This is a genomic window from Aeromonas sp. R9-2, assembly GCF_040908025.1.
GTDB classification, from domain to species: Bacteria; Pseudomonadota; Gammaproteobacteria; order Enterobacterales; family Aeromonadaceae; genus Aeromonas; species Aeromonas veronii.
This window is the reverse complement of record NZ_JBFOCX010000002.1, coordinates 58313-70823: the sequence shown is the minus strand read 5'-3', so window position 1 is coordinate 70823 and position 12511 is coordinate 58313. Positions and strand designations below refer to the sequence as shown.

At 60.3% G+C, this 12511-nt stretch carries 11 protein-coding genes and 2 tRNA genes; 2 read left to right on the top strand and 11 right to left on the bottom strand.

Annotated elements, in window-relative coordinates; all coding sequences use genetic code 11:
• Positions 1-10: 10 nt before the first annotated feature.
• From AB5Y71_RS00565 to AB5Y71_RS00520, 10 genes are all read right to left on the bottom strand, one after another.
• A tRNA-Cys gene (locus AB5Y71_RS00565) sits at positions 11-84 on the bottom strand.
• Between the two features lie 36 nt (positions 85-120).
• Positions 121-196, bottom strand: a tRNA-Gly gene (locus tag AB5Y71_RS00560).
• Positions 197-377: 181 nt separating this feature from the next.
• The gene (gene pgsA, locus AB5Y71_RS00555) at positions 378-932 is read right to left on the bottom strand and encodes a CDP-diacylglycerol--glycerol-3-phosphate 3-phosphatidyltransferase (protein ID WP_031227442.1); all 555 of its coding nucleotides are present in this window, start codon (positions 930-932) and stop codon (positions 378-380) included.
• A 199-nt stretch (positions 933-1131) separates the two neighbouring features.
• A complete protein-coding gene (gene uvrC / locus AB5Y71_RS00550) occupies positions 1132-2985 on the bottom strand; it encodes an excinuclease ABC subunit UvrC (protein WP_274160245.1) in 1854 nt (617 codons plus the stop codon).
• A gap of 127 nt (positions 2986-3112) precedes the next feature.
• Positions 3113-3757: a UvrY/SirA/GacA family response regulator transcription factor gene (gene uvrY / locus AB5Y71_RS00545; RefSeq protein ID WP_005337448.1), complete on the bottom strand. Its 645-nt coding sequence runs from the start codon at positions 3755-3757 to the stop codon at positions 3113-3115.
• Positions 3758-3969: 212 nt separating this feature from the next.
• Positions 3970-4719, bottom strand: a complete 750-nt coding sequence (gene kdsB / locus AB5Y71_RS00540; protein WP_368170737.1) for a 3-deoxy-manno-octulosonate cytidylyltransferase — start codon at positions 4717-4719, stop codon at positions 3970-3972.
• Positions 4716-4904: a Trm112 family protein gene (locus tag AB5Y71_RS00535; RefSeq protein WP_005347033.1), complete on the bottom strand. Its 189-nt coding sequence runs from the start codon at positions 4902-4904 to the stop codon at positions 4716-4718. The genes kdsB and AB5Y71_RS00535 overlap by 4 nt, the downstream gene beginning before the upstream one ends.
• 122 nt (positions 4905-5026) lie before the next feature.
• Positions 5027-6022, bottom strand: coding sequence for a tetraacyldisaccharide 4'-kinase (gene lpxK, locus AB5Y71_RS00530; RefSeq protein ID WP_368170736.1), 996 nt, complete (start codon positions 6020-6022; stop codon positions 5027-5029).
• On the bottom strand, positions 6022-7785 hold the full coding sequence (gene msbA / locus AB5Y71_RS00525) for a lipid A ABC transporter ATP-binding protein/permease MsbA (RefSeq protein WP_368170735.1): 1764 nt from the start codon (positions 7783-7785) through the stop codon (positions 6022-6024). Before msbA ends, lpxK begins: the two co-directional genes overlap by 1 nt.
• Positions 7786-7889: 104 nt before the next feature.
• Positions 7890-10091 carry a DNA internalization-related competence protein ComEC/Rec2 gene (locus AB5Y71_RS00520; RefSeq protein ID WP_368170734.1) on the bottom strand — a complete coding sequence of 734 codons (2202 nt, stop codon included), beginning with the start codon at positions 10089-10091 and terminating at the stop codon, positions 7890-7892.
• 27 nt (positions 10092-10118) lie between these two features.
• Between AB5Y71_RS00520 and AB5Y71_RS00515 the strand changes: the two genes are divergently transcribed.
• Complete coding sequence (locus AB5Y71_RS00515) at positions 10119-10637, top strand: DUF2062 domain-containing protein (protein ID WP_368170733.1); 519 nt, start codon at positions 10119-10121, stop codon at positions 10635-10637.
• Positions 10631-11134: a DUF2062 domain-containing protein gene (locus AB5Y71_RS00510; protein WP_368170767.1), complete on the top strand. Its 504-nt coding sequence runs from the start codon at positions 10631-10633 to the stop codon at positions 11132-11134. Before AB5Y71_RS00515 ends, AB5Y71_RS00510 begins: the two co-directional genes overlap by 7 nt.
• A gap of 90 nt (positions 11135-11224) precedes the next feature.
• Here the strand turns inward: AB5Y71_RS00510 and AB5Y71_RS00505 are convergent, their stop codons facing one another.
• Positions 11225-12415, bottom strand: coding sequence for an amino acid aminotransferase (locus tag AB5Y71_RS00505; RefSeq protein WP_263085996.1), 1191 nt, complete (start codon positions 12413-12415; stop codon positions 11225-11227).
• Positions 12416-12511: the final 96 nt, after the last annotated feature.

The window sequence follows — 12511 nt, the reverse complement described above, 5'->3', positions numbered from 1 at the left end:
CTTGTCAATATGGAGGCACGTTCCGGAGTCGAACCGGACTAAACGGATTTGCAATCCGCTGCATAACCGCTTTGCTAACGCGCCATGCAAAAGAGAGTTGGCTCTCTATTTGTCTGAATTTGGAGCGGGAAACGAGACTCGAACTCGCGACCCCGACCTTGGCAAGGTCGTGCTCTACCAACTGAGCTATTCCCGCATTGGTCTGGCTGACTGCCTGACTACGAGGACGCATTCTAGCGATGTTCCTCGCCCAGTCAACCAGAAATATTTAATTACCTGATCGTTCGGGCATTTTTTGCCCTTTTTGAACAGTTTTAGCGCCTTTGGCCGTTTCCTGCCTCAAATCAGCGGAAACCTCACCTTGCGGCGCAAGTGACTCACAGGTTGGCGTGGTGAGTCAGATCGCCCCAGGCTGCCTTCATGTACTGGAACATCGACCAGAAGGTGAGCACGGTAGCGACATAGAGCATCACATAGGCGAGCCACACCATCCAGACGTTATATTGCCAAATCAGACCAGTGAGTGACACCATCTGGATCATGGTCTTCCACTTGCCAATCCAGCTGACCGCCACCGAGGAGCGTTTGCCGAGCTCGGCCATCCACTCACGCAGGGCGGAGATGATGATCTCGCGGCCAATCATGGTCATGGCGGGGATGGTCACCCAGATGGTGTTGTAGTGCTCGACGATAACCACCAGTGCGGCGGCAACCATGATCTTGTCGGCAACCGGGTCAAGGAAGGCGCCAAAGGCGGTGGACTGATTGAGCTTGCGAGCCAGATAGCCATCAAACCAGTCGGTGGCAGCGGCCAGAATAAAGATGATGGCGGCAGCCAGATAGGACCATTGATAAGGCAGATAGAACAGGATGACGAAGACGGGAATGAGCAAAATCCGGAAAAACGTCAACAGGTTAGGTATGTTTGTCATTATTTTCAGCCACTTCTTGTACGTCGCTACATAGTGCGCCAAAGCCGATTTGCGATGCAACCGCACTGGCGCCCGTCTTGGTCTTTTTAATCCATCAATCTTCTCAAAATGCGAGGGCCATTATGGCATTTACGGCCCCCCCGCGTCACGGCTCTTGTGCATCAAGGAGTTAGCGATTTTACCATGCTGCTAACCCTGCTCAGGCGCTGTGCAAGCCATCGTGGATGGTCTGGGCCAGCTCCAGACTGATGCCGGGTACCTTGGCCAGTTCATCCACGCTCGCCTTTTTGACCTCCTGCAGGCCGCCCAGATATTTGAGCAGCGCCTGCCGGCGCTTTGGCCCCACCCCCGGAATATCCTCCAGACTGCTGCTGGTGCGGGCCTTGGCCCGTCTGGCCCGGTGGCCGGTAATGGCAAAACGGTGGGATTCATCGCGAATATGCTGAATGAGGTGCAAAGCGGGCATATCTGCCGGCAAATGCAGCTCTTCGTGGCTCTCCCCCATGATGAGAGTTTCCAACCCCGCCTTGCGGGTGACTCCCTTGGCAATCCCCACCAGCAGCGGGTATTTGCCGCCGAGAAACTCCAGCTGGCGCGCCAGGATCTCTTCGGCGCGGCGCAACTGGCCGAGGCCGCCGTCGATAAACAGCACGTCCGGCACCTTGTCCGGCTCCTGCTGTTTGCCAAAGCGGCGCTCCAGCGCCTGCTCCATGGCCGCGTAGTCATCGCCGCCGGTGATGCCGTCGATGTTGAAACGACGATATTCCGATGAGAGCGGCCCCTCCCGGTTGAACACCACACAAGAAGCCACCGTGCGCTCCCCCATGGTGTGGGAGATATCGAAACACTCCATGCGGGCGATGGGGCGCTCCAGCTCCAGCAGCTCTTCCAGCTGATCGTAGCGAGCGGTGATGGTGCTCTTGTGAGCCAGCCGCGATCGCAGCGCCGTCTCGGCGTTGATGGAGGCGAGCTTGATAAAACGGGCCCGCTCGGCGCGGGTTCGGCTCACCACCCGCACCTTGTAGCCTGCGGTCTGGCTCAGGGTCTCGGCGATGACGCTCTCATCCTCCAGCGCCACATCGAGCAGCACCTCACTCGGGATCTGCCGCCCCCCTTGCCCCGAGAGATAGAACTGCAGCAGGAAGGATTGCACCACCTCGTCGAGCTGGGTATCGGCCGGCACTTTCGGGAAGTAGCTGCGCGATCCGAGCACCTTGCCCTGACGGATAAAGAGCACGTGGATGCAGGCAGCTCCTTGCTCGAAGGCGACCCCCACTACATCCAGCTCGTCCAGCACGTTGCCGCTCACCGACTGCTGTTCGGTAACCCGGCGCAGCGCCAGGATCTGATCACGATAGCGGGCCGCCTCTTCAAAGCGCAGATCACCGCTGGCGGACTCCATCTTGCCCACCAGCTCGCCAATCACCTGCTGGTTCTTGCCCGCCAGAAACAGCTTGGCCAGCTCAACCTGCTGGGCATATTCGGCCTCGCTCACCAGTCCGGGCACGCAAGGGCCGGCGCAGCGCTTGAGCTGATAGAGCAGGCAGGGACGGGTGCGGTTGGCATAGACCGCATCCTCGCACTGGCGTACCGGAAATATTTTCTGCATCAGATGCAAACTCTCGCGCACCGCGCCGCCAGAGGGGTATGGGCCGAAGTACTCTCCTTTGATCTTGCGGGCACCGCGATGGACGCCGATGCGCGGATGCTGGTGCGCAGTGATGATGATCCAAGGGTAGGATTTGTCGTCCCGCAGCAGCACGTTGTAACGGGGTTGGTACTGCTTGATCAGGTTGTGCTCGAGGATCAGCGCCTCGGTCTCGGTGTGGGTAACGGTGACCTGGATATCGGCGATCTGGCGCACCAGAGTGCGGGTCTTGATGCTGTCGACGTTGGTGCGAAAGTAGGAAGCGAGCCGCTTTTTCAGATCCTTGGCCTTGCCCACATAGATCACTGTGCCACCACTGTCATACATGCGGTAAACGCCGCTCTGATGAGTGACGGCGCTCAGAAACGCCTTGCTGTCGAAGAGAGGTTCGGGAGAGAGGGTCATCAGCTACTCGGCTCACACAAAGGCAAAAATTGACGGGCAGAGCATACTGCCCCCGCCGCCTGAAAAGCAAAAGGGCAGAAAAGCAAAAAGGCGGCACGCGCCGCCTTTGTGACCACACGCCACCCGATTAGAGGGTATCGGCATCCAGCATGCCATAGCGAATGGCCAGATGGGTCAGTTCCACGTCACCGTTGATCCCCAGCTTGCTGAACAGACGATAGCGGTAGCTGTTGACCGTCTTCGGGCTCAGGTTGAGCTGCTCGGAGATATCGGTCACCTTCTGCCCCTTGGTGATCATCATCATGATCTGCAGCTCGCGCTCGGAGAGGGACTTGAAGGGGTTCTCGTCAGCGGAGGCAAACTGGCTGAGGGCCATCTGCTGGGCAATCTCCGGGGAGATGTAACGCTGACCGGAGTGCACCAACCGGATCGCCTGGATCATCTCGTCAGGGGCAGCCCCCTTGGTCAGGTAACCGGCGGCGCCTGCCTGCATCACCTTGGTGGGGAACGGATTTTCTGAATGAATGGTCAGCACTATGATGCGCACATCGGGGCGGATCCGCAGAATTTTGCGGGTCGCTTCCAGACCACCAATACCCGGCATGTTCATGTCCATCAGGATCACGTCCGGATGGTGTTGGCGACAGAACGTAACTGCGGTCTCGCCGCTCTGTGCTTCGCCCACCACCTTGATCCCGCGCACATCTTCAAGAATGCGTCTTATCCCTGTACGCACCAGCTCATGATCATCGACCAGGAATACATTTATCACCCAAACACCCCGTTTTATCTCGTTTTAGCCGCCCGGTTAGGGTTAACAGGGCGTCTTGCATCATAACCAAACTCGTCGCTTTGGCAAACCATGCACGCCAAAAGTTTGAGAAAACCCATGTTTAGCGTTTAAAATCAAATAATTATATAAATTTTCAAAACAAAAAACGGTGCCTTGCGACACCGTTCTTCATGACGTTAGTGCTGTAGCCATCACTTGGCCAAAAAGGCCAGCACCTTCTCCAGATCGGCCTGGGTATCCACCCCGACCGGCGGCGCTTCAAGGGCCTGGGCGACGTGGATCTTCTCCCCATACCAGAGCACCCGCAGTTGCTCCAGTGCCTCGACCTGCTCCAGCACGCTCGGTGCCCAGTCCACATAACGCTGGATAAAGCCGGCGCGGTAGGCATAGATGCCGATATGACGCTGGTAATGATCGCCAATCTGCTCGTGGCTCTTGGCAAAGCGATCCCGATCCCAGGGAATGCTGGCGCGACTGAAGTAGAGGGCGTAGCCATCCTTGTCAGTCACCACTTTCACTGCGTTCGGATTGAACGCCTCTTCGGCATCCTTGATCGGCACCGACAGGGTCGCCATCGGCGCCGTGGCGGCGGCCAGATTATCCGCTACCTGACGAATGATGGCGGGCGGAATGAGCGGCTCATCCCCCTGCACATTGACGATGATGGTATCGGCGGCAAAGCCGTAGTGACGGCACACCTCGGCCAGACGCTCGGTGCCGGACTGGTGATCCGGTGAGGTCATGCACACCTCGACGCCGGTGCTCAGCAGTGCCTGCTGTACCCGGGCATCGTCAGTGGCGACGATCACTCGATCGGCACCTGATTGCAGGGCTTTTTCCACCACGTGCTGCACCATGGGCTTGCCATGAATATCCGCCAGCGGCTTGCCCGGCAGCCGGGTTGACGCATAGCGGGCAGGAATGACGACGACGAAACTCATGACGGCAGCTCATCGCTGTTGAGCGGACGGGCACGGTTCTCCAGTAGTACCGGGATCCCCTCCTCCAGCGGATAGGCCAGCTTGTCGAAGCGGCAGACCAGTTCATGAACTGCTTTGTTGTAGTGCAACTTACCCTTGCAGACCGGGCAGGCGATGATGTCGAGCAACTTGATGTCCAAAGCCAAAACGATACTCCTTCAACGATGTCGCGCTGGCGGCTTCATCACGCCAGCGATGGATGTCGAGCAACCAGATATCCATACGGGACCGCTATTGGTCCACTTCTCCCCCATTCAGGCGAGAGAGATTAATCTTGTGCCTTAGTCGCGCCCTTTGCCTTCGCCCCCAGCTTGTGCAGCAGGGCATCGAGCAGGGAGGCGGGCAACTCGGCGCTGACCGGCAGATACCACCAGTTATCGAGGGCAAACTCGCGGCACTTGACCGCATCCTTCTCGGTCATCAGTAGCGGCTTGCTGGCAAAGCGGCCCACCAGCTCATCCCGATCAAAGGGATGATGATCGCCGTAGGCGGCCTGCTGATCCAGCTGATAGCCGAGCCCTTCAAGCGTGGCAAAGAAGCGGGGTGGATGGCCAATCCCCGCCAGCGCATCAACCGGCCCCGACAAGGGGGCTACAAGCGGCGCATCATCGCGCACCCGGCGCGGGGTGTCGGCGACCAGTTGCATGGGGTACTCCCCCTTGCCCGGCTCGCTGCCGTTGCAGATGATGGCGTCCACCCGTTTGAGTCGAGTGATCGGCTCGCGCAGCGGCCCCATCGGCAGCAAGCAGGCGTTGCCGAAACGGCGCGCTCCGTCCACCACCACCAGCTCGATGTCGCGGGCCAGCGCATAGTGCTGCAGACCGTCGTCGGTGATGATGATATCCACCTCACCGCTCTTCTCCAGCAGTCGTACCGCGTCGGCCCGTTTCGGGGCAACCACCACCGGACAGCCGCAGCGCCGGGCAATCAGCACCGGCTCATCTCCGGCCTGCGCAGTGGTGCTGGTTTCATCCAGACGATAGGGGTAATGGGGCGCCTTGCCACCATAACCACGGCTCACCACCCCGGGGCGATAGCCGCGGGCTTGCAACTGCTCCACCAGCCAGACCACCACCGGCGTCTTGCCGTTGCCCCCCACCGAAATATTGCCCACCACGATCACCGGCAAGGAGGCGCGATACCCCTTGCGCCAGCCGTGACGATAGGCGTAGCGGCGGGTGCCGCTGATGATGGCAAACAGCAGGGCAAAGGGGGCCAGCAACCAGCGCCAGCCACTTTTGCGATACCAGAGCCGTTCCAGCATCAGGCCTTGCTTCCCGCGTTGCCAAACTGAATGGCTCGCAGCTGGGCATAGGTGCCACGCTGCTCCATCAATGCTTCGTGGTTACCGCGCTCGACGATATGACCTTCGTCGATCACCAGGATCTCGTCCGCCTTCTCGATGGTAGAGAGACGGTGGGCGATCACCAGTGAGGTACGCGCCTTGCAAAGCTCGTCGATGGCCGCCTGAATGTGGCGCTCGGACTCGGTATCGAGGGCCGAGGTGGCCTCATCCAGCAGCAGAACAGGCGCATCGCGCAGCAGAGCGCGGGCGATGGCCACACGCTGGCGCTGACCACCGGAGAGGGATGCACCGTTTTCGCCAACCACAGTGTCATACCCGTTGCTCATCTTTCTGACGAACTCGTCGGCGTGAGCGATACGGGCGGCCTGCACGATCTGGTCGCGGCTGTATTTGTCTTCTGCGGCGTAGGCGATGTTGTTGGCCACCGAGTCATTGAACAGGTGGACATGCTGGGAGACCAGCGCGTACTGCTTGCGCAGCTCGCTCAACTTGTATTCGCGGATGTTGATGCCGTCGAGCAGGATCTCGCCCTGATCGCTGTCGTAGAAGCGGGTCAACAGGCTGGCAATGGTACTCTTGCCAGAGCCGGAACGGCCCACCAGCGCCACCGATTTACCCGCCTCCACCTTGAAGCTGACGTTGTGCAGCGCCGGGGTGTCCTTAGTCGGGTAGGTAAAGGTGACGTTGCGAAACTCGATCTCGCCGCGGGCACGCTCCAGAGTGCGGGTGCCGGTATCCTGCTCCGGCTCGGTGTCGAGCAGGCCAAACAGGCTGTGGCAGGCGGTGATGGCCCGCTGGAACTGGTTGTTGACGTCGGTCAGGCTTTTCAGCGGCTTGAGCAGCATCATCATGGAGGTGATCATGACGGTAAACGTACCGGCAGTCAGCTCGCTGCGCACACTGTCGATGGTAGCTACATAGAGGAAGGCAGCCAGCGCGATGGAGGCCACCATCTGCACCACAGGGCTGCCGATGGCATCAGCCGCGACCATCTTCATGGTCTGCTGGCGCATGTTATTGCTGACCTGGAAGAAGCGCTTCTCTTCCACTTTCTGGCCACCAAACATCAGCACCTCTTTGTGCCCTTTGAGCATCTGCTCGGTGGAGGTGGTGATATCCCCCACCGCCTGCTGAATGTGACGGCTGATCTGGCGGAAACGACGGCTGATAAGGCCGATGATGACCCCCACCAGCGGGCCAACCACCAAAAAGATCACCGACAGCTGCCAGGAGTGCCAGAACATCAGGCCGAGCAGGCCGACCACGGTCGCCCCTTCCCGCACCAGGGTCACCAGCGTGGTGCTCGCCGCCGAGGAGACCTGACTGGCGTCATAGGTCACCTTGGAGAGCAGATGACCGGTATTCTGACGGTCGAAGAAGCTCATCGGCATCGCCACCATGTGATTGAACACCTGCTGTTGCAGACGCATCACGACGTGGTTGCCAACCCAGGCCATGCAGTAGTTGGAGAGAAAGTTGGCGACACCGCGCAGGGCCACGATGCCGAGGACGAAGAAGGGCATCCATTTCAAAACGGTGCTGTCGTTGCCATTGATGCCCTGATCGATCAGCGGCTTGATGGAGTAGACAAAGGTGGTATCCACGGCGGCATAGCCCAGCATCCCGATGATGCCACCGACCAGGCCCAGCTTGCGATCACGGACATAACCGAGCAGGCGTTTGAATACTGGCCAGCTCTCTTGTGAGGTTTCTTGTTGCATGAATAGCCGTTAGTAATGGAAATGACGGGCTATTCTAGCCAAAGCGCAGGCTTACACCAAGCGCCGCCACCTATATCGCATTCCTCCACGGCAGAAATGGCCGATTATTGCTCAAACCACACTCGCGGTCGCCACCACTCGCCACTGCGCCGGTACCAGGGACCCAGATCTCGCTCGGCAGTGACGCTCAAGCCCGCTGCGGTGGGTTCGACCAGCATCGCCCCTTGCTGACCGGTGATCCACTGGCGGGCATCCCGATAGCGGGCCACCACATCGGGACGGGGAAAGCCCCACTGATTCATAAAACCGGCGCTGTGGATCACATCCTTTGCCGCCACCGCAGCGACAAACGAGGGTGTGGAGGAGGTGCGACTGCCATGATGGGGGCTCACCAGCAAGGTGCTGGCCAACCCCTCCCCCTCCAGCGCCACCAGTCGTTGTTCGGCCTGCCGTTCGATATCGGCGCTCAGCAATATGCTGCGCTCGCCATCGCTGATGCGTACCACGCAGCCATCGTTGTTACGCCCACCGCCTGGGTATTCGGGCCAGAGCACCACAAACGAGAGCCCCTGCCAGCGCCACTGTTGCCCACGCTGGCACAGGGTGGTTCCCTCACTGAAGGGGTAAGAGGAGAACTCGTGACGCACCGGCATGGCGCTGAGCAGTCGCTTGCGATTGCCGGCATGGTCCCGATCCTTGTGGCTGATGATGAGGCGATCGATGACCCGGATCCCCAGATGGCTTAGCTGGGGCAGGATCACCGCGTCCGCCATGTTGTAGCCTCCGGGATAGCGATCACCTGTGTCATAGAGGATGGCACGCTCCCCCTTGCTGATCAGCACTGCCAGCCCTTGCCCCACATCCAGCACCCGCAGTTGCCAGCGGACTGGCGTTGGCCAGAGCGCCAACAACAGCGCACACAGACCCGGTAGCAACAGCCAACGTGCCGGGCGCCACTGCACGGCGAACCAGAGCAGCAACAGCAGGGTGCAAAGCGGCAGCCACCAGCCGGGCAGTGGCCACCACAGTTGCAGTTGATCGGAAAGCCAGTTCAGGATCGTCAACACCCACCCGAGCCCCAAATCCGCCAGCCAGAACAGGCCGTAGGCAAGCGAGGTGGAAAGCGGCGCCAGCAGCACACCGATCAGGGCCAGCGGGATGATGGCGATACAAAAGAGCGGCACAGCCAACAGGTTGATCACCATGGCAAGGGGCGCTATCCCCTCGAACAACGCCAGTTGCAGCGGCAGCAGACCGAGTAGCAGCCAGAGCTGGATCTGCCAGAGCACCGGCTTGTCGTGGACATATCCCACCAGCAGCAAGATGGCCACCGCCAGAAACGAGAGCCAGAAGCCGGCCGAATAGAGGGCGAAGGGATCCCAGAGGGTCAATACCACAAAGGCCCACAGCCAGATGCGCCAGGCCGGCCACTCTCGCCGGCTCCAGCGCAATACACTCCACACCAGCACCATGATCAGAGCCCGTTCGGTGGCCACCGCAAATCCGGCCAACGCACTGTAGACGGCGGCAAACAGCAGGGAGGTGATGATGGCGCCGCGCAGACCAAACAGCCTGCCCAGCCACCACCCAAGCACCGCCACCAGCGCGATGTGTTGCCCTGAGATGGCGATGATATGGGTCAGGCCGCTGCCGCGAAACAGCTCCCACTGGGCATCCGTGATGCCGCTCTGCTCGCCAAAAGTGAGCGCCGCCAGCAAGGGGGCATGGTCAAGCGGACGCCAACTCTCGGTCGCGGCCCCCAACCAGCGTTCACGCCAACCCGCAGGTGCCTGTTGAATATCTATCACCCGACGCAGATTGCCAGTGGCGGTGATCCCCTTGCCCAGCAGCAGACGCCGCCCATCCAGCCCCGCCTCGTTGGCAAGACCGTGAGCCGGTTTCAACGAGGTCACCAGGGTGATCCGGCTGCCTACCGTCATGGCGGGTAATGCCTGATAGGCATTGACCCGGATCAGGGGCTCAGGTGTCACCGGTTGCTCGTCGAGGGTGCTCACCCGCAGCAGCAGCCGGACAAATTTATCCCCCTCGGGCTCTGCACTTTGCAGCTGTGCGGTTATCATGTGGCTCGTCTGATCGCCCAACCGCTCCAGCCAGGCCAGCCGATAGGCAAGATTGGCCTGCATCCAGAGGATGCCGAGCAGGAGAAACAGCCACCGCCAGGCACGGCAATATGCAAGGGGGATCAGCAGGGACAGCAACAGGCCCCCCCATGCGAGTGAAGGTAACCATGGCCAGAGCAGTGAGGAGCTTGCCCCCAGGGCAAACGACAACAGACGCAGATCCATGGAGCAAGTATTTAGCAAGGTTTCAATATGCCCAAACGACTCATTAAACGCTGGATGGCCGATCAGCAAACCCTGAAAGAACACAAGCACCTGCGACTGTTCGGCAAACTGCTGCTCGATGCCAACCTCTGGCACCTCAACCGCCGCTCGGCTGCCGGGGCATTTGCGGTGGGCCTCTTCATGGCCTGGGTGCCGCTCCCCTGCCAGATGCTGCTGGCTGCCGGTGGCGCCATCCTGTGCCGGGTCAATCTGCCGCTCTCGGTGGCGCTGGTCTGGCTCTCCAACCCCTTTACCATGCCGCCCCTGCTCTATGGCGCCTATCTGGTAGGTTGCCAGTTGCTGGGACATTCGGCGCAGCAGATCGAGATTGAATTCACCTGGGAGTGGCTGGTCTCGGTACTGGGCACAGTGGCACCGCCGCTGTTGCTGGGCTCGCTGATCCTGGCCCTGCTCAGCTCCCTTATCGGTTACACCCTGATCCGCACCTTCTGGCGGATCAGCACGGTGCGCCAGTGGCAAAAACGCAAGATGGCCCGCCCATGCTGAGTCGCTGGTTTGCCCGCTTCAAGCTCGATCCCGATACCCTGCGCCAGCAGAAGTGGTTTGCCCTGTTTGGTGAGCGACTGCTTGCCCCAGCCCTCTGGCAAGGGGGCACCAGCGCCCTGAGTGGCGCGGTGGCGGCCGGGATCTTCGCCTGCTGGTTCCCCATCCCGATGCACTCGCTTATCGCAGTCGGTCTGGCGCTGGCATTCAGCCTCAACCTGCCGCTGGCACTGCTGGCGGTCTGGTTCAACAATCCGCTGACTTTGCCGTTCATGTATCTCTACGCCTATCGCACCGGTTGTCTGGTACTGCACCAGACGCCGGAGCCTTTCCACCTCAGCTGGACCCTCCACTGGCTGGAGCAGGAGGCTGCGACCCTGGTGCCCCCCTTCCTGCTCGGCAGCCTGCTGCTGGCGGTACTCACCGCCCTGAGCGGCGGTGCCCTGACCGCGCTGCTGCTGCAACTACGCAAACTGTGGCAAGGTGCCGGCTACCACTGAGCCGCCCTTACCCTTGTTTGGTGTCAAAAAAGCCCGTCACCAAGGTGACGGGCTTTTTCATGGCATGAACCAGAGCGCAAGGCAATGCGATTACAGCACCTTGGCGATCGCCTCGCACAGGGGATCGATGTTGGCGCGGGTAATACCGGCCACGCTGATCCGGCCTGAGCCGACGATGTAGATGGCAAATTCGCTCTTGAGGCGCTCCACCTGATCCTTGGTGAGGCCGGAGAAGGAGAACATGCCGTTCTGCTCGCGGATAAAGCTGAAATCCTGGCTCACGCCGAGGGCAGCCAGCTTCTCTACCAGCAATTCGCGCATCTCGCGAATGCGCACCCGCATGGCAGCCACTTCTTCGACCCACTCGGCATAGAGAGCTGGATCGCTCACCACGGCAGTGACCACAGCGGCGCCGTGTGACGGCGGGTTGGAGTAGTTGGCACGAATGACTGTCTTGACCTGGGTGAAGGCCACGTCGGCGATCTCTTTGGTCGCGCTGACCAGCGTGAAGGCGCCGACCCGCTCGTTGTAGAGGCCGAAGTTCTTGGAGAAAGAGCTCGCCACCAGCAGTTCGTCATGGCACTCGGCGAAGATACGCAGGCCTTCGGCATCCTCTTCGATACCACGGGCAAAACCCTGATAGGCGAAGTCAAACAGCGGCAACCAGCCGGCAGCAGCACTCTGCTTGGCCAGCGCGCGCCACTGATCGCTAGTGGGGTCGATACCGGTCGGGTTGTGGCAGCAACCGTGCAGCAGCACCAGCTCACCCGGCTGCACTTCGGCCAGCGAAGCCTGCATGGCGGCAAAGTCGAGTCCCTTGGTGGCGGCGTCGTAGTACTTGTACCACTTGACGGTCAGGCCCGCGGCCTGGAATACGCTGACGTGGTTGGCCCAGGTGGGATCGGAGATCCAGATGGTCTTGGCCAGACTGTTGCGCACCACGAATTCGGCCGCAATACGCAGGGCACCGGTACCGCCCGGCGCTTGCGCGGTCTTGGCACGGCCACTGGCAACCAGCGCAGAGTGCTGCCCGAACAGCAGTTGCTGCACGATGCGGCCATATTCGATATTGCCTTCAATACCGAGGTAGTTCTTGGTCTTCTCGTCGGTCAGCAGCTTCTGCTCGGCTTTCTTGACGCAGTGAAGAATGGGGGTGGCACCGGACTCGTCCTTGTAGATCCCTACGCCCAGATTGATCTTGTGGCTGCGAGAGTCAGCGCGGAAGGCTTCGGTCAGGCCCAGGATCGGATCCGCTGGGGCGGCAACAACCTTTTCAAACATGGTTTTCCCTGTATTCCGTTGAGTTCGTTGGGTGGCAAAGCGGCTTGATAAACAAAAGCGCTCATCTGGCGAGCGCTTCGTCAACTCTTTATATCA